15 protein-coding genes are annotated in these 21,277 nt (G+C 68.6%); 5 read left to right on the top strand and 10 right to left on the bottom strand.

Translation table 11 applies throughout. The features are described 5' to 3' along the window. Nucleotides 1-10 precede the first annotated feature (10 nt). The 3 genes from EV643_RS35825 to EV643_RS35815 form a co-directional block, all read right to left on the bottom strand. On the bottom strand, nt 11-559 hold the full coding sequence (locus EV643_RS35825) for a DUF6529 family protein (RefSeq protein WP_133804650.1): 549 nt from the start codon (nt 557-559) through the stop codon (nt 11-13). Between the two features lie 8 nt (nt 560-567). Then, entirely contained in the window at nt 568-1,257 is a 690-nt protein-coding gene (locus EV643_RS35820) for a hypothetical protein (protein ID WP_133804649.1), read from the bottom strand. A gap of 90 nt (nt 1,258-1,347) precedes the next feature. Further along, the gene (locus EV643_RS35815; protein WP_133804648.1) at nt 1,348-2,022 is read right to left on the bottom strand and encodes a LysR substrate-binding domain-containing protein; all 675 of its coding nucleotides are present in this window, start codon (nt 2,020-2,022) and stop codon (nt 1,348-1,350) included. A gap of 37 nt (nt 2,023-2,059) precedes the next feature. Between EV643_RS35815 and EV643_RS35810 the strand changes: the two genes are divergently transcribed. From EV643_RS35810 to EV643_RS35800, 3 genes are read left to right on the top strand one after another with little or no spacing between them, the layout of a single operon-like run. After that, on the top strand, nt 2,060-2,434 hold the full coding sequence (locus tag EV643_RS35810) for a DUF5997 family protein (protein WP_133804647.1): 375 nt from the start codon (nt 2,060-2,062) through the stop codon (nt 2,432-2,434). Between the two features lie 49 nt (nt 2,435-2,483). After that, nucleotides 2,484-3,818, top strand: a complete 1,335-nt coding sequence (locus EV643_RS35805) for an MFS transporter (protein WP_133804646.1) — start codon at nt 2,484-2,486, stop codon at nt 3,816-3,818. After that, on the top strand, nt 3,787-4,263 hold the full coding sequence (locus EV643_RS35800) for a pyridoxamine 5'-phosphate oxidase family protein (protein WP_133804645.1): 477 nt from the start codon (nt 3,787-3,789) through the stop codon (nt 4,261-4,263). The genes EV643_RS35805 and EV643_RS35800 overlap by 32 nt, the downstream gene beginning before the upstream one ends. Here the strand turns inward: EV643_RS35800 and EV643_RS35795 are convergent. From EV643_RS35795 to EV643_RS35770, 6 genes are all read right to left on the bottom strand, one after another. Then, nucleotides 4,253-4,939 (bottom strand): hypothetical protein, encoded by a 687-nt coding sequence (locus EV643_RS35795; protein ID WP_133804644.1) that lies wholly within the window; start codon nt 4,937-4,939, stop codon nt 4,253-4,255. The genes EV643_RS35800 and EV643_RS35795 overlap by 11 nt on opposite strands. Then, the gene (locus EV643_RS35790; RefSeq protein ID WP_133804643.1) at nt 4,936-5,271 is read right to left on the bottom strand and encodes a hypothetical protein; all 336 of its coding nucleotides are present in this window, start codon (nt 5,269-5,271) and stop codon (nt 4,936-4,938) included. The genes EV643_RS35795 and EV643_RS35790 overlap by 4 nt, the downstream gene beginning before the upstream one ends. Then, nucleotides 5,268-7,124, bottom strand: coding sequence for a RiPP maturation radical SAM C-methyltransferase (locus tag EV643_RS35785; RefSeq protein ID WP_133804642.1), 1,857 nt, complete (start codon nt 7,122-7,124; stop codon nt 5,268-5,270). Before EV643_RS35785 ends, EV643_RS35790 begins: the two co-directional genes overlap by 4 nt. A 20-nt stretch (nt 7,125-7,144) precedes the next feature. After that, on the bottom strand, nt 7,145-8,962 hold the full coding sequence (locus EV643_RS46775; RefSeq protein ID WP_133804641.1) for a S8 family serine peptidase: 1,818 nt from the start codon (nt 8,960-8,962) through the stop codon (nt 7,145-7,147). A 127-nt stretch (nt 8,963-9,089) separates the two neighbouring features. Continuing rightward, nucleotides 9,090-11,366 carry a penicillin-binding protein gene (locus EV643_RS35775; protein WP_238166038.1) on the bottom strand — a complete coding sequence of 759 codons (2,277 nt, stop codon included), beginning with the start codon at nt 11,364-11,366 and terminating at the stop codon, nt 9,090-9,092. A gap of 35 nt (nt 11,367-11,401) precedes the next feature. Further along, a complete protein-coding gene (locus EV643_RS35770) occupies nt 11,402-11,806 on the bottom strand; it encodes a TetR/AcrR family transcriptional regulator C-terminal domain-containing protein (protein WP_238166037.1) in 405 nt (134 codons plus the stop codon). Between the two features lie 22 nt (nt 11,807-11,828). Here EV643_RS35770 and EV643_RS35765 point away from each other — a divergent pair, with 22 nt between their 5' ends. Both EV643_RS35765 and EV643_RS35760 read left to right on the top strand, forming a co-directional pair. Further along, the gene (locus tag EV643_RS35765; protein ID WP_238166036.1) at nt 11,829-12,239 is read left to right on the top strand and encodes a DUF4386 family protein; all 411 of its coding nucleotides are present in this window, start codon (nt 11,829-11,831) and stop codon (nt 12,237-12,239) included. Nucleotides 12,240-12,333: 94 nt separating this feature from the next. Then, nucleotides 12,334-17,826, top strand: coding sequence for an ATP-binding protein (locus EV643_RS35760; protein ID WP_133804638.1), 5,493 nt, complete (start codon nt 12,334-12,336; stop codon nt 17,824-17,826). On the opposite strand, the gene EV643_RS35755 is transcribed toward EV643_RS35760, so the two are convergent. Further along, nucleotides 17,823-21,245, bottom strand: a complete 3,423-nt coding sequence (locus EV643_RS35755; protein WP_133804637.1) for an NAD-glutamate dehydrogenase domain-containing protein — start codon at nt 21,243-21,245, stop codon at nt 17,823-17,825. The genes EV643_RS35760 and EV643_RS35755 overlap by 4 nt on opposite strands. Nucleotides 21,246-21,277: the final 32 nt, after the last annotated feature.

Here is a 21,277-nt window from a genome sequence, read left to right as displayed (position 1 = left end):
GCTGTCCTTTTCAACGGGTGATTCCGAAGGTGGTGAAGAACCATAGCGACGACGTGAGCCACAAGCCGACCAGGCCGGCGAACACGGCTCCGCCGATCAGCGGTAACAGCCAGGATGGCGCGTCGGGCCGGCTGAGGGTCAGCATCTTGGTGGCGAACGCGCCGTAGAAGAGGCAGCCGAGCAACGAGTGGATCAGTACCCGCGGCTCGTCGTACTGGAATCCCAGCGCGTACAGGCAGTGTGCGACGACGGGGAGCGTCACCGCGACGGCGGCTCGTCCGGACCAGCGGTGCAGGGGGCCGATCCAGGGTTGCCCGGACAGCGGTCGTAGGTGGCCGAACAGGGCCAGTGCGGAGACGAGTTGCACCACCGCGAGTACGAGGGCGAGTGTGGCCAGCCAGGCTTTGACGGACTGGGGGCTCGAGAAGCCGGCGACGTTCACGGCGACGCCGGTCGGCTCGTGGACGCGGCCGTAGACACCGAGTGCGACGGCGACCGCGGCACCCACCGACAGTGGAATCGCGATCCGGCCTGCGGTTTGGACGGGTGCGATCGTCATGCTTCTCCTCAGAACGTCTCGTCGCCGGCGATCGAGTCGGCCGTGACCGTGGTGCCGCCGACGGTCGCACTGCCACTGGCTGGGTCGAGCTGCGGTGCCGGGCCTGGGGTGCCGTCGTTCTCGATGCCGACCTGGGTGCCGTCGGGCAGGACGATCCAGCCGATGACGCTGCTGCTGGTGGTCTTCGCCCGGTAGAGGCCGGCCGGTGGATCTGCCTTGTCGATCGCGAAATCCAGGTCGCGACCGCGCACTGTGACCGTGCCGGAGACGGCGTCACCGGCGAGATTGCCGGTGAGTACGTCGCCTGCGCGGGATCGCAAAGCGAGTCGGCCGGAGACGTAGGTTCCAGTCAGCCAGGCCTCTACCCGGCGGCCGTCGCACACGTAGGCGACGGCCCGGCCGCCCTTCACCGCGACCGCCAGCGTCGCCTCACGGCCGTCGGTGCGGCCGGCGTAGACGGCGGCTACCTCATTCGTGGCCGTGGCCGTCGGAGTGGTGGCAGCGCTTGTTGGCGGTGACGACGGCGGGGGAGTGGCGGGTGCGGTCGTGGCGGGTGCGGTTGAAGCGGGTGCCGTGGTCGCCTCGCCCGCTGCCGGCGGCGCAGTACTGGCGGTGTTCTGGGTGCTGTTGACGACGAGCAGGACAACGAAGCCTGCGGCTGCTGCCGCAAGCGTGACCAAAGGGCTGCGTTGCCCCATCTCATCCCCCCGGGAGCGCGATGTGAGTTGAGGATCTCGTCTAGCGCACGCCTGGTCAACGCCTGACGCGAACCGTCTGCTCGCCGACAGCTATGACCGGCGCCGAGGCTTCCCGCGTTTGCCGCCGCCCTGGCTCTTGGCGGGCGTCTTCACGGGAGCCTTGGCCGGTGCGGGTCCCCGGGTGCTGTTGACGGTCCGGCCGCGGACGATGCCGATGAACTGCTCCATCAATTCGGTCGGCTCGCCCTCCGGCCACGACAACGCGACGCGCGATTCCGGGGCGTCCACGAGCGGTCGATAGGTGAGGTCCTTGCGGTGATACAGACGAGCTAACGACTGCGGTACTACGAGAAGCCCGGTCCCCGCCGCGACGAGTTCGATGGCATCCGCTGTCGTAGCCGGACGCTGATCCACCAGGCGCCCGGGCGGACCCTGCCAGTCGAGGGTGTCGTCCAGGGGATGCAGCATGAGCTCGTCGGCCAGGTCCTCGATGGTCACCTCTTCCACCGCGGTCACCACATGGTCCTTCGGTACTACGACCACCGTCGTCTCGGCGTACAGGGGTATCGCATTCAGACCCGTCCGGTCGATCGGCAACCGCAGCAGCACCGCGTCGACGCCTCCGTCGCGCACCAGGTCGGCGGCTTCGGCGGCTGCCACCTGGACGAGGTCCAACGGGACTCGGGGCAGCCGCTCGCTCCAGATCCGCACCCACTTGGCGGGCGTCACCCCGGGGACGTACCCGAGCCGGAAGGATGCGGTCACCGGGCCAGGTTACGGGGCCGCTCGATACCCTTCGGTCATGACGTCGCAAAAGACTCCCCAGACGATGAAGCCCGCGACAGCGGCGAAGAAGCTGGGCGTGTACCTCGAAGCCACTCCCGCGGAGTTCCGGGAGGGCCTCGTCTCGCGCGACGAGTTGAACGCCCTTCAGACCGATCCGCCCGAGTGGCTGCAGGAGCTGCGCCGTACCGGCCCGCATCCGCGCCCGGTCGTCGCGGCGAGGCTGGGGATCTCCATCAGCGGTCTTGCCCGCGGCGGAATCACCGATCCGCTGACCACGGATGAGATCGATGCGCTGAAGGCCGACAACCCCGAGTGGCTGGAACGGGAGCGCGCCACCCAGGCCGAGGTCCGCAAGGAGGCAGCCCGCCTGAAGGGTGACGTCGAGAAGTAGCGGGGCGGCTCCGACGTAGCAATTGACAGCGCGGAAGAACGTGCTGCGGATGCTACGGAAGAGGTGGCCCGATGAGGTCGGCTTCGGATCAGGTACTACGGACGTACATCACCTTGTCGCGGTGTCGACGAGTGCGTCGTCGATGATCTGGGGCATCAACACGTTGTTCCTGCTCGACGCCGAGCTGAGCATCGGTGAGGCCTTTGCCGCGAACGCGTTCTTCACCGTGGGCATGGTGCTGTTCGAGGTGCCGACGGGTGTGGTCGCCGATACGGTCGGCCGGCGTATGTCGTACCTGCTCGGCGCGGCCACCCTGGTCGGGTCCACCCTGCTCTATTTGTTGCTGTGGCAGACAAGTGCTCCGTTCGCGGCCTGGGCGGGGGCGTCGATCCTGCTCGGCCTGGGCTTCACCTTCTTCAGCGGCGCCACCGAGGCGTGGCTGGTGGACGGCCTGAACGCCACCGGGTATCGCGGCTCGCTGGAGGCGGCGTTCGCGAAGGGCCAGATCGCGAACGGGATCGCGATGCTGGGCGGCTCGATCGGTGGCGGTCTGCTGGCCCAGTGGACGAACCTCGGTGTTCCGTACCTCGTCAGGGCGGTGCTGCTCGGCCTCACCTTCGTGGTCGCCTGGCGGTCGATGCGTGACGTCGGTTTCGCGCCGAAACCGCGGGTGTCGATCACTTCGGAGATGCGCGGCATCCTGCGCGCCTCGCTGGATCACGGGCTGCTCAATCCGCCGGTGCGCTGGTTGATGCTCGCTGCTCCCGTCGGCGCAGGTATCAGCGTTTACGGCTTCTACGCTGCCCAGCCCTACCTGCTCCAGCTCTACGGCAGTAGCGATTCCTATGCGATCGCCGGGTTGTCGGCAGGGTTGGTCGCAGGCGCGCAGATCGCCGGTGGCGCTTCGGCCTCGGTCGTGGCCAGGGCGTTCCGGCGGCGAACCTCGGTGCTGCTCATCACCTCGGGCGTCAGCGCAGTGGCCTTGCTGGTGATGGGCCTGGTGGCAAGCTTCTGGATGGCGCTCGCGGCCCTGGCGGTCTGGGGAGTCATGTTCGCGGCCGCCATGCCGGTCAGGCAGGCGCTCATCAACGGTCTGATTCCGTCGGCGCAGCGCGCGACGGTGCTGTCGTCGGACAGCCTGCTCGGCTCCGCCGGTGGCGTGGTCATCCAGCCCGCGCTGGGCAAGGCCGCCGACGCCTGGAGCTACGGTCCCGCCTATCTCATCAGCGCCGGCCTTCAGCTCCTCGCCCTGCCGCTCATCTTCCTGGCCCGTCGCGAACGAGCCACCTCCGATTCCCTGTCGGTGGCACCTGCTGTACTCCTGGAAGATCGACGACGAGGAGGTGGCCGCCATGCCGACCAAGGAGAAGCTGGTGCTGCCTGAGGGGTACGGGCGGACGACGAAGACACTGAGCTGGGAGAGCGTGCGCGCCCAGCTGACGGAGGCCAAGCAGTACTGGCTGGCGACGAACCGGGCGAACGGCAGTCCCCACCTGGTGCCGGTGGACGGCTTGTGGATCGACGACCTGCTGTACTACGGCGGCAGCCCGGAGACCGTCCACGTGCGGATGGTTCGGGCGGATCCACACGTGACGGTCCACCTTCCCGATCCGTGGAAGGTCGTGGTGGTCGAGGGCGAGGTCCGCGTGACCAAGCCGTCGCCGGAGCTGGCGCAGCGGCTGGCCGATCACGCGAACGAGAAGTACGCCGAGTACGGGATGCAGTACGACGCAAGCTCGTACTCCGAGCCGGGGGTGCTGCACCCACGACGGGTGATCGCCTGGTCGTCGTTCCCCAAGGACGCGACCAGGTTCACCTTCACCGACTGAGCGCCCTGCTCTCGGTCGCCAGAGCTCGAGGCTGGTAGCAGATTGGCGCCACGATGCGAAGGTGGCCGACGGTCAACGGCAACACGCAGTGCGGTAGCAGGCCGCCAAGGAGCACCACTGTGTCGCCGGCCGAGACATGGAGGTCGACATGACCGTGCGCTGACCGCCTCAGCTCGTCCGGTGTCGCGCGGCTCCTTGTCGGCCACACCCGGAGCAGCCCCGACATACCACTGCGACCTTCGTCCAACACGCAGGTGATCACCGCGAGGTCGCAAACGGCGACGTCACGGTGGATTCCGAGATGATGCCCCTCGGATCGGTAGTAGGACCAACTACCCGGACCTGCCGGCGTCCAGTCCACTCCGGTCAGCGCGTGGAGTGCGCCGGCCATGTCGACCGAGCTGACGAAGTCATTCAGCACCTGACCACCGGGTGCGGACTCGAGCCATCGGTCCGGGTCGCCACGACCTCGTGACTCCGAGGACTGCACCCTCGACTCGGTGGCGTTCGCATGCGACGCAAGGGCGTCCGCGACAAGCCCGCCCAATTGGCCGCCATCGAGCATCCGCAACCGGAGCAGACCTCCTCCGCGCACAAGTCTGCTGGTGGCCAATCGTTCGCGTACGCGGGACAACCGCCTCCTCTGATCCAGCTCGGCGGTGTCGAGTGCTGTCACGGGTTACCAGGCCCGAAGTCCGGCGGGGGTGGGACGATGACGGCGTCCACGTGCTCGACCACGTCGTCGGCAAGGGTGGTCAGCGGCAGCTCCAATGACCTCCCCAACGCCGGCGTGGTGCCGAAGACCAGCTCGAACAGCGACGCGGGACCGCTGATGGCGAATGAGATCCCGACGATCGGGCCGGTGTCGAAGCCCTTCGCCTGAAACCAGCTCGCCACCTGGTCCGCGACCTCGGCCGGCGGCGGGGCCTCGGCGGCCCGCACCTCATCAGTCCCAACCGACGGGCCGTGGCGGAGCACGACCTGCGCGGACTGCTGTTCCTCGGTCATCGGGTCATCTCCAGGCGGCGACGCGGTACAGACAGATCATCCCACCTGGGCGGATTGTGCACCGGGAGTCCGAGCCAACGGTCGCCGACCTGCAACGCAATGCGCAACTCGTGGCAGGCTGCCAGGAATCCAGCCGCTTGGTCCTCGGCTATTCCGGCGGCTGCGGCGTGCCGGAACACCGCCTTCTCCGACGTCACGGCGTCCATGCTGTCGAGCAGGTCGGCCTGCCAGGGCTCGAGCGAATGCCCGCGTACCGACCCGCCCCGGCTGTCGAGTACGACGGCCGAGCCGTCCTGTTGCCGACTTACCGTCAGCGATTCTCCAAGGCCTGCTTCCGACCAGGCACCGATCCGCTGAAGCACTGGTGCCACGTAGTCGAGGCTGCGTCGATCGGCGTAGCCGAATTCGAAGTAGTAGGCGATCTGCATCAGCTGGTCCGGGTCGACCTGGTAGAGGTACTTGTACGGTGCGAACGGGCGGACGTCGGTAATGCCGAAACCGGCCGGGTCTTCGTGGTACGGGCTGAACCTGTCCAGCCGCAGTGGCCCGTGGCCGGTCGGTGGCGGCAGATGCCGGATCGAGTCGACCAGCTCGGCCATTCGCGCGTACTCAGCCGGGTCCTCTCCGGGGAAGCCGTACAGGAAGTTCCACTCCGGCACCACGCCGTACTCGGCGCACCACTTGAGCAGCTGGATGTTCTGCAGTGCGGTCGTACCTTTGCGCATCAGCCCCAGTACGGCGTCGCTGAGGCTCTCGATCCCGGGCTGGATGTGCCGGACGCCCGCCCGGGCGAGGAGCTGGATCTGCTCGCGGGTCAGATTCGCTTTCACCTCATAGAAGAGGTCGAGTGGCATACCGCGCTCGGCCAGCGCCGGCAGCACGGTTCGGAAGTAGTGCATGTCCAAGATGTTGTCCACCACCGCGACCGCCCCGGCCCCCTGGGCGCGAAGAGACTCGATCTCCATCAGCACCCGGTCCGCAGACTTGCTGCGGTAAGCCATCGAGCCACCATTCAGCCCGCAGAACGTGCAGTGGTGCTTGGCTCCCCACCAGCAGCCCCGGGAAGACTCGAGCAACAGAGTCGGCAGCACGTCGATCGAGGAAGGGCTTGCCTGCAACTGGTCGAGATAGTCGGCGTAGTGAGGAACGGGGAGTGCGTCGAGATCACCCACCATCGCTTGCTCCGCGGTGGGGACGGTGGACCCGTTCGCGTCGCGCACGACCAGGCCCGGTACGTCCTGCGGATCTCGCCCATCCGCCAGCGCGTCGACCAGCGCCGGGAAGGAGACGTCCGCCTCGCCGCTGGCCACCAGATCGACGAATCCGAAACGGCGGTGCAGGGCCTGGCCCATCTCGGCCTCCCAGTTCGCACCACCGAACGCGATCAGAACCTCCGGGTGATCCCGTTTGACCCGCTGGGCCAGGCTCAGCGAGGCGAGGTTCTGCTCGAACGTCGAGGTGAAGCCGACGAGGTCGTACTCACCCCAGGGCAGCGTTGCGCAGTGCGCGAGGAACGGCTCGACCCGGTGCCGGATCCGCAGCAACCGCTCGATGTCGGCCTCGGGACGCTGCCACTCTTTGCGCAGGACGGTCCGTAGGTACTCGTGGTCGAGTGCCGGGCGGGCGCCGTACAAGGACTCAGTGAACAGCCAGTCGCCGGCAAAGGCCACGTACGGCAGCTCGCCGTGCACCCACAGGTAGTCGTCCAGCCCGATGGCGTCCGCGAAGTCGAAGCCGAGATAGCGCACCTCGCACCGGTGGCCACCTCGCTCGAGCCCGGCCTTGAGCAGACTCAGCCCGAGCGAGGGACGGTCGAGTGCATGCCAGGGCATGCTCACCAACAGGGTTCGCATCGGCCTGCCCGCCGTCGGGGTCACAGGTCGAGGTCGTCGCCCGTGGTGCGGATGATCTGCTCCAGCGCGGCCACATCGTCGTCGGTGAGCGGTAGCCCTTCGGCCTGTGGCGGCTCAGCGACCTGGCCGGCGGGCGTGATCGGCGCCGGCCGGATCGGGGTGATCGGCAGTACCGGGGTGATGGGCGTGATCGGGGTGACCGGCCTGATCGGGGTGATCGGAAGAACCGGGCTGATCGGCACGATCGGCGTCACCGGAGTGACGGGCCGGACCGGGGTGATCGGAGAGATCGGGGTGATCGGGGTGATCGGCTGGCGAATGCAGCGCAGCTTCGCGAACATCACTGCCCGGGCCACATCCATCAGGCCGGCCCCAGTTGCCAGGTCTGGGCCGGCAACGGCGGCATGGCCCATGTCTGGCTGGACGAAGCAGGTACCGGCCGTGACGTCACGCGCCGAGGACATGAGCACATCGCGAACCTCAGCGGGGGTGAGCCGCGGGCAGGCCTGCCGGACAAGGGCTGCCGCCCCGGCGAGTTGGGGCGCGGCCGCCGAAGTCCCACTGATCGCAGCCCAGCCATCGTTGGCGGCAGTCTCGTCGCCGTCGGGGTGCGCCTGGCCGTTGCCGAGGCCGACATCGATCTGGTCGCCGGGTTCCACAGGCAGCATGATGTACGCCGCGCGTGGCCGCATACCGACGAGACCGGAGAGGTCCGGCACATTACGCCCGATGTAGATCGCACTGGCGAACCCGCTGGAGTAGTCGGAGGCCTGCATCGCGCCATCGGATTCCAGGAAGACACCGCCGGCCGAAATCACATCCGGATGCTGGCCAGGGAATCCGAAGTGCCCGTTGCCGGCCGAGAAGACCACCACAATTCCGCCTGCGACGGCCGCCGCGATCGAGGCGGCAAGGGCGTTGTCGGCCGCACTGAGCGGCGGATTCCGCTTGCTCGAACCCCAGGAACAGGAAATGACGTGCGGGGCCAAGGCGACGGCGGCGTTGAAAGAGCCGATCGAGTTGACGAAGCTCATCTTCACCATCGTGAAATCGACGTCCGGGGCGACCGCGAAAATGTTCGCCGATTCGGCGGTACCGTGCCCGCTCTCGTCAGCCGCCGGATTCGCCGCGCCAGGTCCGAGGACGACCGGACCGACCCGGTAGCCGCGCGCACCGAAGTACGGATGGGCGAAATGCCCGCTGTCGCACATCACCACCTTGATGCCGCGGCCGGTGGAACCACCGCGATGGGCCTTGTCGGCGTTGCAGCCGAGTGACACGTCGCCGGGAACGTCCAGATGCCAGTACTTGACCGGAGGCGGGAACTGGTTCGCGGCCATGAAGTACCGGGGCTCCTCGAGGGCCACACCTTCGATCAGCTCCGCGAAGGCGGTTCCGGCCGTGTCGATGAGTCCGGGCAGGTCGGTGTCGGGACACTCGACGAACTGGGCGACGTCCTCGCGAGCCTGCTCCTTGATGACCGGCCGATCCTCACTGACCAGGTTGCATTCGAAGGCGCTGCGGAAGAGATCCGCGGGACCGGCGATGTTGATCGTGGTCGAGGACATCTGCAGGATCTGGAAGCCGGCTGTCTGCAGCCGGCTCGCCGCGGCGATCACCACCTCAGGCTCGGACATCACCGCGGTCGCGGTGTCGGCAGTGACCGACCCCATTTCGAACATCGAGCGGCCACCGACGGAGACCGGCGATGCCTGCGCGTAGATCAGCCGGGGCAATCCTTCGGCGTCCTTCGCGATCTTCTCGGCCGCTCCGGGCGCACCGCTCCGAGTGCGCTTGGCGGTGGCTTTCTTGCTGGTTTTCTTCGTTGCCGGTGGCATGACAATGCTCCCCCCAAAGAAATGGCAATTCCCCCATTTTGGAGGCTAGCCACGGCGCCGGATCGAGTCAATGGCCGGGGGCCGCTCCGCACAATCGGAAACAAAGTCAGGTCAAACAACATGCTGCTTAGTTCGAGCCCCTGGAGAGGTAGAGGGTGATCAGTGAGCCTTGCGGGGCGCCCTCGTTGGTTCGGGGATCGGTGTAGGCGACTGTGCCGGTAGCTTCGGATGACCTCACCCGCTTGTCGGCCACGGTGACCTCGAATCCTGCCTGCCGTAGGGAGTTGGCCGCGTCCTCTGGGCTCAGGCCGCTCACGGGCGGAAGGTTCTTGACGTCGCCACGCGTGATCTTGGTGGTCGGCGGGACGAACCGCCGCAGCGGCATTCCCTTCAGGGCGTTCCGCATCGCGGTCTGCCACAGCGGCCCGGCGGTGCCCGAGCCGGTCGGATCCGAAATGTCCTGGCCGTCGAGGGTGTGGCCGTACATGAGGTTCGTGTACGGCAGGTTCGCGTCGGCGACCACGGCGGCCGCCGCCAGGTTCGGGGTGTAGCCGGCGTACCAGACGGCACGGTTGTCCTGGATGGTTCCGGTCTTGCCGGCCAGGTCCCAGTTGCCGAAGTTGAGTCGTCCGCCGGTGCCGCCGGGTTCCATCACGGCGCTGAGGACGCGGTTGACTCCGTCGGCCACCTCCGGCGCGAGGGCCTGCTTGCACCCGATGCCCGGCGTCTTGATCGGCTTGCGTGACTTGTCCTGTACTGCGGTGACGACGGTGGGCCGGCAGTACTTGCCGCGAGCCGCGAAGGTCGCGTACGCGTTCGACAGCATCAATGGCGTCACGTAGCCGACGCCAAGAGTGAACGACACGACCTGGTCGAGCGGCGCGATTGCCTGTGCGTTGTACATGCCCAGCTTGGCTGCGATCGTGGCCGGCGCGCAGAGACCGGTTCGCTGGGAGAGCTGGAGGAAATAGGTGTTGGTCGAGTACCGGGCCGCGTCGATCATGGTCAGGTTGCCACCCCGGGTCGAGTTCTGCGGGCGGTAGTCCGGGTCCCGGGTCCAGCCCGTGCAGGTCCTGAACTTCTTCCCGCTCAGGTCGATCTGCTGGGGTGAGTTGATCCGGTAGTTCAGTGGCAGGCCCTTCTGGATCGCGGCCGCGAGGACGAAGGCCTTCATCGTCGAGCCGTTCTGGAATCCGCCGTACCCGCCGGCGTACGACTTCTCGACGTTGTGGTTGTAGTACGTGTGGTTCCTGCCGGCGCCATACGGTTTGCTCTGCACCATCGCCTTCACCAGGCCGGTACCGGGCTCGACGACCGTGATGGCGGCGCTGGCGGTGTCCGTGAACCTGCTGTGCTCGTTGATCGACGCCTGCGCGGCGGCCTGGATCCGCGGGTCGATCGAGGTCTGCACCGTCAGGCCGCCGGTCTTCAGGTAGTGGTCCCGCTCCTTGGGGGTCTTGCCCAGGGCCGGGTTGTCCAGCAGCTTGGAAACGACGTACTCGCAGTAGAACGGGTAGCGCGAGTTGGCGCAGCCGTTCGGGACCTTCTGCATCTTCGTCCGGTCGATCACCGGCGTCTTGATCGCGTCGGCGGCCTGCTTGGTCGTGATCAGGCTGAGTTCCCGCATCCGGCGGAGCACCAGGTCCCGGCGGTCCTTGGCCCGCTTCAGGTTGTTCGTCGGGTCGTAGCCGGTCGGATTCTTCACCAGGCCGGCCAGCAGCGCGGCCTGCGGCAGGGTCAGCTTGGCCGCCGTCGTCTTGAAGTAGTGCTGGGCGGCGGCCTGTACGCCCCACGCGCCGTCGCCGAAGTTCGCCAGGTTCAGGTACTTCTCCAGGATCTCGTCCTTGGAGAACTCCTTCTCCACGGCGATGGCGTACCGGAGCTCGGCCAGTTTGCGCTGATAGGACACCTCCGTCGCCGCGAGCCGTTCCTCGGCGGTCCGCGCCTTCTCGATCAGGCTCATCTTCACGTACTGCTGGGTGATGCTCGAACCACCCTGCTGGACCGACCCCACGGTCTGGTTGCGGATCAGCGCGCGCAAGGTGCCCTGGGCATCCAGTGCGCCGTGCTCGTAGTAGCGCGAGTCCTCGATCGCGACGATCGCCCGGCGCATGATCGGGCTGATCTGGTCCAGTTTCACCGGGACGCGGTTCTGCTCGTACAGGGTGGCGATCCAGGTGCCGTCCGCGGCGACCAGCTTGCTCCGCACCGCGAGCGGTTCTGTCTTCAGGTCCTGCGGCAGGCTCTGGACCGTCACCGCGGCCTTCTCGGTGACGAATCCGCCCAAGCCGGCCAGGGGAATCGCGAGCCCGGCCGCCAGCGCACCCGCCATCACGCTCACGCCGAGGAACACGATCATCGACCGAGCGCGACTGCGAACACCCTCCTGCTGGGCTGGACGCACCTTTCCAGGTTAAGGGCGCAAGTCCCTCCAAAGGGTCACAGCTCGGTGACTCTTGGCTGAACGGGGATTTCGTTGGCAAGGGCATCGAGGATGAGGTTGAGGCCGAACTCGAACTCGTCGCCGAAGTCGTAGCCGGGCTGGAGGACGTGCTCCGTGGCCAGCTCGACGAGATACGGGTACTCGCCGGTGGAGAACGGCGCCATCATCGGTTCGGCGACGTCGGCGACCGTGTCGGGTCCGTCGAAGGGGAGCGAGGTCTCCTGCAGTGCGAACCCGTACACGTAGCTGTCGAGCAGGGCGTAGGCGTGGGCGGTCAGCTGCACAGAGAACCCCGCCGTACGCAAGGTGCCGAGGACCGCGTCATGGTGTCGAAGGGTCGCCGGGCCGGGGCTGGTTCGGGTTTCGAGCAGCCCGATCGCCCAGGGGTGGCGGGCCAGCACGCGACGGGCGGAGTCGGCCCGCTTGGTCAGCTCCGAGCGCCAGTCGCCGCCGACCGACGGCAGGTCGATCTCGCTGAAGACGATGTCAGGTGTCTTCCTGGTCGCCCTCGGCCGGCTTCTCGAAGCACTTCGCCTGCTCGGCACTGGCCCGGATGAACAGGTGCTATTGGAGATCGACGCGTTCACCGATCTGTGGGGCCTCGGTCTTGGCCTGTTCGGCTGTCACCTGCTGGTCATCGGGTATCTGGCGTACCGATCGGGATACGTCCCCAGGGTTCTGGGTGTCCTGCTCGCCGTCGCGGGTCTTGGTTACCTGGCCGATCTGGGTCCTTGGAGCGAGATCTCGACGTACACCTTCATCGGTGAGTTCCTGCTTGCGCTCTGGCTCGTGATCCGCGGCCGGCGCGTCGCACCGATCCGGGCCATGGCGTGATCAGGGTTTCCCCGCCCCCCGACTCGACGGTAACGGCCGGGGCCTGGGATCGTGTGGCCTAGCAGTAGCCCCCCGACGACAGGAGACCCGCCCGGTGTTCGAACGCATCGCTATCGTCAACCGGGGAGAGGCCGCCATGCGGCTGATCAACGCGGTCCGTGAGCTCAACGCGGAGCGGGGGAGCCGGGTCGAGACCGTGGCGCTGTACACGGACGCGGAGCGCACCGCGACGTTCGTGCGGGAGGCCGACCTGGCCTATCCGCTGGGTCCGGCAGCCGACCGGCCGTACCTGGACCACGCGAAGCTCGAGCGGGCGCTGACCGAGACGAAGGCGGACGCGGTCTGGGTCGGCTGGGGGTTCGTCGCCGAGGATCCGGCGTTCGCGGAGCTGTGTGAGCGGATCGGCGTGACGTTCATCGGGCCGAGCCCGGAGGCGATGCGCAAACTCGGCGACAAGATCGGCTCGAAGGTGATCGCCGAGGAGGTCGGCGTACCAGTCGCGCCGTGGAGCCGTGGTCCTGTGGACACGCTGGAGCAGGCGCAGGCCAAGGCGCGTGAGATCGGCTACCCGGTGATGCTCAAGGCGACCGCGGGCGGTGGCGGCCGGGGCATCCGGGTGATCGGGAGCGACGACGAGCTGGCCGAGGCGTACCAGCGCACCCGGGACGAGGCCGAGCGGGCGTTCGGCAGCGGTGTGGTGTTCCTCGAACGGCTGGTCACCGGCGCGCGGCACGTCGAAGTACAGGTGATCGCCGACGGGCAGGGAACCGCCTGGGCGCTAGGCGTGCGCGACTGCTCGGTGCAGCGGCGCAACCAGAAGGTGATCGAGGAGTCCGCGTCGCCGGTCCTCGAACCCGAGCAGGCCGCCGAGCTGAAGGCGTCGGCCGAGCGGCTCGCACTGGCGGTGGGCTACAGCGGCGCCGGCACGGTGGAGTTCCTGTACCACCCCGCGGACAAGCTGTTCGCGTTCCTCGAGGTGAACACCCGGCTGCAGGTGGAGCATCCGATCACCGAGGTGACCACGGGTGTCGACCTGGTCAAGGCCCAGCTGCACGTCGCGGCCGGCGGCCGGCTCGAGGGCGCGCCGCCGCAGGAGATCGGGCACGCGATCGAGGCCCGCCTGAACGCGGAGGACCCGGACCGCGACTTCGCCCCCGCCCCCGGCCGGATAGCGCGACTGGACTTTCCCAGCGGTCCCGGCGTCCGGGTCGACACCGGGGTCAGCGAGGGCGACAGCATCCCCGCGGACTTCGACTCGATGATCGCCAAGATCATCGCCTACGGGCGGACCCGGGATGAGGCGCTCGGCCGGTTGCGTCGCGCGGTCGCCGACACCACGGTCGTGCTCGAAGGCGGTACGACGAACAAGAGCTTCGTACTGGATCTGCTCGACCAGCCGGAGGTGATCGACGGAAGTGCGGACACCGGCTGGATCGATCGGGTCCGCGCCGAGGGCAGGCTGGTCTCGTACCGGCATTCCGGGATCGCCCTGGTCGCCGCGGCGATCGAGGCGTACCAGGAGGCCGAACAGGTCGAGCGGCAGCGGTTGCTCGAGACGGCTCGGGGTGGTCGGCCGCAGGTGCAGCACGAGGTCGGCCGGCTCATCGCGCTCAAGCTGCGCGGAGCGACCTACCAGGTGACTGTCGCCCGCATCGGCCCGCACCGGTACCGGATCGGCGTCGGCTCGAACGGCGATCTGCAGTTCCTGGACGCCGAATTGGAGCGGCTCGGCGGCTACGACGCGCGGCTGGTGGTCTCGGGCCGGCGTTTCCGGCTGGTGATGGCGACGCACGGGCCGGTGCACCTGATCGAGGTGGACGGGGTGACCCACCGGGTCAGCCGGGACGAGGGCGGCGTACTGCGGGCGCCGTCGCCTGCGCTGGTCGTCGCGACGCCGGTCGAGGCCGGCGCGGAGGTGGCGGCGGGCGATCCGGTGCTCGTGCTGGAGAGCATGAAGATGGAGACGGTGCTGTACGCGCCGTTCAAGGCGATCGTCCGCGAGCTGCCGGTGTCGACCGGGAGCCAGGTGGAGACCGGTGCGCCGCTGCTGCGGTTGGAGCCGGTCGACGATGAGGCGACGCAGACCGAGGCCGCCGCGGGGGTCGAGCTCGACCTGCCCGAGCCGGATGCGGCCCCGACTGCCTCCGAACGCGCTGCCCGTGGGCTCGACGATCTCCGCAGCATGCTGCTCGGGTTCGACATCCACCCGCGGGACGAGGACCGCACCCTGACCGGATACCTGGCCGCTCGCGCCGAGCTGGACCAGGCCCCGGTCGCCGAGGAGATCGTCGTACTGCGGTTGTTCGCCGACTTCGCCGACCTGAGCCGCAACCGCCCGGCCGGCGAGGAGCTGAACACCGAGCTGCGGGTGCACAGCCCCAAGGAGCACTTCCACAAGTACCTGCAGACCCTCGACAGTGAGCGGGCCGGTCTGCCCGAGGGATTCACCGAGCGGCTCCGCCGGGTGCTCGGGTACTACGGGGTCGCCGAGCTGGACCGTACCGACGAGCTGGTCGATGCGGTGTTCCGGATCTTCCTGGCTCAGCAGCGGACTGCTCCCGACGTAGTACTGGTGACCTCGCTGCTGCAGCGCTGGCTTGCGGAACCCCGGCCGGACGCTCCGTTGGACGAGGACGCACACGCGATGCTGGACCACCTGGTGCTGGCCACGCAGCTGCGGTTCCCGGTGATCGGCGACCTGGCCCGGAGTGTTCGGTTCCGCTGGTTCGACCAGCCGTTGGTCGAGCAGGCGCGCTCCGAGGTACTGGCCCGGGTGGCCGACGAACTGGCCGCGCTGGCCGCAGACCCGACCGCTACCGACCACGCCGAGCGGGTCGAGGCGCTGGCCACGATTCCCGAGCAGATCGTGCGGTTCCTGGCTGAGCGGCTCGAGGCCGGCATCGCCGAGACCGAGCCGATGCTGGAGGTGCTGGTTCGCCGGCACTACCTCGAGCACGAGTTGCACGACCTGCGCAACGCCACGATCCACGGCCGCGCCTTCACCACCGCCGACTACACCCTCGACGAGCGTCCGAGGCGCCTGATCACCACGATCGGCACGGTCGCCGAGCTGGCCGATCCGGGTAGTGACCTGGTGAGCGATCTCGCCACTGAGGTGGACGCGCGGCCGCCGGGCCACGAGGCGGTGCTCGACCTCTACCTGAGTTGGCCAGACGCGCCGGACTCCGCGGCACTGTCGACTGAGCGGCTGCAGTCGGTCGTCGCATCCATTCCCTTCATGCAGCGGGTACGGCGGATCGCGATTGCCGTTACACCCGGCAACGATCAGCCGGTCTCGTACTTCACCTACCGGCCGACTCACGAGGGTGTGGTCGAGGACGACAACGTCCGCGGCGTGCACCCGATGGTCGGCCGGCGGCTGAACCTCTGGCGGCTGCGGGACTTCCGGATCACCCGGCTGGACGCGCCCGAGGACGTGCTGCTGTACCACTGTGTTGCCCGTGACAACGAAGCGGACGAGCGGCTGGTGGCGTTGGCGCAGGTCCGGCAGTTCGCGGTGGTCCGCGACGACGAGGGCAAGGTGACCTCGCTGCCGCACGTCGAGCGCGCGATCGCGAACTGCCTGGAGGGTATTCGCCGGGCCAGGACCGCGCGCGGGTCGGCCGGCGCCCGGCTGGAGATGAACCACGTCTGGGTGACGATCTGGCCGGTCCTGGACGCGCAGGTCGCCGAGCTGACCGCGTTGCAGCGCAACATCGCGCCGCTGACCGCGGGCGCCGGGATCGAGGAGGTCGTCGTGTCCGGCCGGGTGACCGGGTCGAACGGTACGCCGTTCCCGGTGGTCGGCCGGTTCCACTACCAGCCTGGCGCGGGTGTGGTCGCGGCGGTCGAGCGGCCAGCGACCGAACTGCTCAAACCGCTCGACGACTACGCCCAGAAGGTGCTGCGCGCGCGCCGCCGGAACACGGTTTACCCGTACGAGGTCGCCGGCATGGTCGCCGGTCCGGGCGGTTCGTACTTCGAGCACGACCTGAACGACGCCGGCGTACTCGTGCCCGTCGAACGGCCACGCGGCCTGAACAAGGCCGGCCTGATCGCCGGAGTCATCAGTACGCCGACCCGGCGGCACCCCGAGGGCGTCACCCGGGTGGTGCTGAGCGGCGACCCGACCAAGGCGCTCGGTGCGGTGTCGGAGGCCGAGTGCGCCCGGATCATCGCGGCGCTGGACCTGGCCGAGAAGATGCGCGTCCCGGTCGAGTGGTTCGCGGTGTCCGCGGGCGCCCGGATCTCGATGGACTCCGGTACCGAGAACATGGACTGGGTCGCGAAGGCGCTGAAGCGGATCGTCGAGTTCACCCAGGACGGCGGCGAGATCAACGTCGTTGTCGCCGGCATCAATGTCGGGGCGCAACCGTACTGGAACGCCGAGGCGACGATGCTGATGCACACCAAGGGGATCCTGGTGATGACGCCGGACTCCGCGATGGTGCTCACCGGCAAGCAGTCGCTGGACTTCTCCGGTGGCGTCTCGGCCGAGGACAACCACGGCATCGGCGGCTACGACCGGGTGATGGGTCCGAACGGCCAAGCGCAGTACTGGGCGGCCGACCTGGCCGGCGCGCGGGACGTGCTGATGGCGCACTACGACCACACGTACGTCGTACCGGGGGAGTCCGGTCCGAGGCGGGCCGCGACAAGCGATCCGCATGACCGCGACGTCACGTCGTACCCGCACAACCCGGCGGACGGCGGGTTCCGCACCGTCGGCGAGATCTTCTCGGCGGCGACCAACCCGGATCGCAAGAAGGCGTTCGACATCCGCACCCTGATGCGCGCGGTCGCCGACTCCGATCACCCGATGCTGGAGCGCTGGGCGGGGATGGCCGACGCGGAGACCGCGGTCGTCACCGATGCCCGGCTGGGTGGCTGGCCGGTCTGCTTGCTCGGGATCGAGTCGAAGCCGGTACCGCGGCGCGGATTCCCTCCCACGGACGGCCCGGACACGTACACGGCCGGGACGCTGTTCCCGCGCTCGTCCAAGAAGGCGGCCCGGGCGATCAACACGGCCAGCGGCAACCGCCCGCTGGTGGTGCTCGCGAACCTGTCCGGGTTCGACGGTTCACCCGACTCGATGCGCAACCTGCAACTCGAGTACGGCGCCGAGATCGGCCGCGCGATCGTCAACTTCAAGGGCCCGATCGTGTTCTGTGTGGTGTCGCGGTACCACGGTGGCGCGTTCGTCGTGTTCTCCAAGGCGCTGAACCCGGGGATGACCGTGCTCGCGGTCGAGGGGTCGTACGCCTCGGTGATCGGCGGTGCGCCGGCGGCGGCCGTGGTGTTCTCCGGTGAGGTGGACGCCCGGACCTCGGCCGACCCGCGGGTCGCCGCGATCGTGGCCAAGCTGGCCGAGACGGCCGGCGCCGAGCGGGCCGCGCTGGCGACCGAGCTGACCGAGGTCCGCTCGGCTGTCCGCGCCGAGAAGCTGGGCGAGGTCGCGGCCGAGTTCGACCGGGTGCACAGCATCCAGCGCGCCGTCCAGGTCGGTTCGGTCGACGCGGTCATCCGCCCGGAGGAACTACGCCCCCAACTCATCGCCGCAATCGAGCGAGGCCTGCCGACGAGTTAGCTGGAGCGGGCGCCCGCGCCGGGGTCTGCGCCTTGAAGACTGCGCAGACCCTCGAGCGCGACGGCGAGCATGGCGACGTCGACCTCGGCCGCCGCGCGCAACTGCTGCAACGTGTGCTCCAGCAGCGCGATCCGCCGCTGACGGGGCTGAAGCCAGGCCGCGACCGCGTCCTCTGGTGACTCGGCGGCGCCTACTTCGCGGAGGATCGCGAGCGCCAGGCGTTGTTGTTCGATGACGAGGTCGTCGCCGAAGGCCACCCTGGCCAGGATCGACCAGTGGTCGTCGGTGGGCCGTTCGGCGGCCTGTTCGCGCAGCCAGTCGATCTGGAGTTCCTCGCCGACCAGCGCGAAGATGCCGGTCAGGAAGGTCAGGTCGGCGCCGCTGGCTTCAGTGGCCTCCACCACGCCCAAGGTCAGAGTGAGTGGTTCCAGGAGGCAGACGGCACGGGCCAGCTCAGGCGGCGTACCGTCCGCGACCAGCTCGGCGATCCGCTCATCGAGCCGACGCCGGGTGAGCGGGGGCATCAACTCGTCGAGGCAGCCGCTCAGCTTGTCGATACCGGGGCGAAGGCGGGCCACCTCGATCGCTGGGTCCACGGCGTGCCCGTGCCTCAGGAACCAGCGGGACGCGCTTTCGACGATGCGTCTGGTCTCGCCCAGCAGCCGAGTCTGCAGGCGTGCGTGCCGGGCGACGTCGAGGCGGTCGATCTCCGCCCAGACAGCCGGAAGGGCGAACACGTCACGCGCGGCGACATACACGAGGACGAGGTCCTCCCGATCCCGGCCGGTGAGCTCCTGAACTCGCAGCAGTGCCCCGGAGCCCATCCGGTTGAACACCTCGTTGGCGAGCATGCTGCTGGCGATCTCGCGGTGCAGGGGATGCCGGGGCAGGAGATCGTTGAACTCGGCTCGCAGCGTCCGCGGGAGGTACCGCGCAAGGGCCGCGGAGCCGACGTACGCGTCGTCCGGTACTCCCGATCCGATCAGGTAGTCGGTGACCATGTCCTTGCTGACGGCAAGCAGTACGGCGATCTCGGGGCGGGTGAGTCCGAGGCCGGCCGCCTGTCGTTGGGCGACCGCCTCTTCATCAGGCAGCGACTCGAGCGCGCGCTCCAGCACGCCGGCTTCCTCGGCGAACCGGATGACTTCCACTTGCTTGTCCAGCCAGGCCGCGCCGAGCGAGTGGCTGACACTGATCGCCTGGGCTTGAGCGGCGTTGTTCGCGAGGACCTGCTCGACGACCTGTGGTGCGACCTGGCGGAGCAGTTCGTCGCGCCGCTCCCGGGACAGCCGTCTGCCCTTGACCGCGGCGTCGAGCAGGATCTTGAGATTGACCTCGCGGTCGGAGGTGTCGACACCGGCCGAGTTGTCGATGAAGTCGGTGTTGATGAGCCCGCCGGCCAGGGCGTACTCCACCCGGCCGCGTTGGGTCACGCCGAGATTGCCACCCTCGACCACCACCCGGGCCCGCAGCTCGCGCGCGTCCACCCGGACCGTGTCGTTGGCGCGATCGCCGGCGTCGGCATGCGACTCCGTCGACGCTTTGACGTAACTGCCGATGCCGCCGTTGAACAACAGATCCACGCGGGACCGCAGTACCGCGCGGATCAGTTCGTCGGCCGGAACGTGGTTCGTTGTCAGGTCCAAGAGGGCGCACATCTGTGGCGACAGGGGCACGGATTTCGCTGTCCGTGAGAACACCCCGCCGCCTGCGGAGATCAGCTCGGGCCGGTAGTCGGCCCAGGACGATCCGGGCAGCCGGAACAGTCGCTCCCGTTCGGCGTACGACGCATGAGGGTCGGGATCGGGGTCGAGGAAGACATGCCGGTGATCGAACGCCGCCTTGAGCCGGATCCGGTTCGAGAGGAGCATCGCGTTGCCGAACACGTCGCCGGACATGTCACCGATGCCCACCACCGTGATCTCGTCCTTCGCCGGGTCGAGCCCGAGCTCGCCGAGGTGCCGTCGGAGCGACTCCCACGCGCCTCGCGCTGTCACGCCGAGGGCTTTGTGGTCGTACCCGGTCGCACCGCCGGAGGCGAACGCGTCGCCCAGCCAGTACCCGTACTCCTCGGCGATCTCGTTCGCGAAATCCGACATCGTCGCGGTGCCCTTGTCGGCGGCCACCACCAGATACGTGTCGGCGTCGTCGCGGCAGCGCACCTGCGGCGGCGGGACCACCGTCCCTTCGACGCGGTTGTCGGTGACATCGAGCAGCCCACGGACGAACGTCTCGTACGCCGAACGCGCCTCCTGTCGCATCGTCTCGGCATGCGTTGCGGCGGGCGGCCGTTTGAGCACGAACGCGCCCTTCGCGCCGTGCGGAACGATCACCGCGTTCTTCACCCGCTGCGCCTTCATCAGGCCCAGCACCTCGGTGCGATAGTCCTCGGTCCGGTCCGACCAGCGCAGCCCGCCCCGCGCCACGGTCGCCGTGCGCAGGTGGAGGCCCTCCATCCGCGTGGAGTAGACGAACGTCTCCACCATCGGCCTCGGCGCGGGCAGGAACGAGAGGGCGGTCGAGTCCAGCTTGAGCACGAGGTACGGCTTCGGAGCGTCGCCTTCGTTGCGCTGGTAGTAGTTGGTACGGAGAACCGCGCAGACCAGCTCCACCAGCGCGCGCAGTAGCCGATCCTCCGACAGGTTCTCCACCGTCGCCAGCGCCCCCTCGACCTCGGCCAGCGCCTCTGCCTCCCTGGTGCTGCCGGCGTACGCCGGGTCCAGTCGGGCGTGGAAGAGTTCCACCAGGAGTCGGGTCACCCGCTTGTGGGTCAAAAGCGTCCGCTCGACGTAGCTCTGGCTGAAGGCGAGGCCCGCCTGCCGGAGGTAGGCGAAGCCGGCCCGCAACACCATCACCTCGCGCCAGGACAGCCCTGCCCGCAGAACCAGCTGGTTGAAGGCGTCGTTCTCGGCGAGCCCCGACCACACCGCAGCAAAGGCGTCCGCCACTTCGTTGCGGACCGCTGGGTCGAGCTTGAGCGCCGCCACGTCACGCGGCAGCAGGGTGAACTGCTCGGCCCGGACCGCTGCGTGCCCGGCAGGGCGGACCTCGTATGCCTCGTGCCCCGCGATCCGCAGGGCCAGGTTCTCCAGCACCGGGAACACGTCCGCCAGCAACGCCGGCGCCGGGCTCGGCCAGAACAGCACCAACCGGGTGCCGTCGTCCAGATCCAGGTCAAGCTGTTCGGCGGCCAGCTGATCCGGCACCACCAGTCGCAACAACGGCTCGTTGACCCCGGAGTACTCCTCCAGCGCCGCCACCCAGGCGCAGGCGAGCGCGGGTGGGTGCGTTGCGTGAAACCCCTCGGGGAACGCCCGGCCGTACCGAACCACTGTCGTCATGGCACGCGCCTCACCAAGGCGCGCCGCGAGAGCCTCCTGGAGCCCGCCCTGCCAGCCCCGCAATGAGCTGGTGGCCATGCGCTCATCCTAGGCCCGCGGCACCGGCACGC

It is taken from the genome of Kribbella caucasensis, assembly GCF_004361855.1.
GTDB classification, from domain to species: Bacteria; Actinomycetota; Actinomycetes; order Propionibacteriales; family Kribbellaceae; genus Kribbella; species Kribbella caucasensis.
This window is presented reverse-complemented; position numbering and strand designations above follow the sequence as displayed.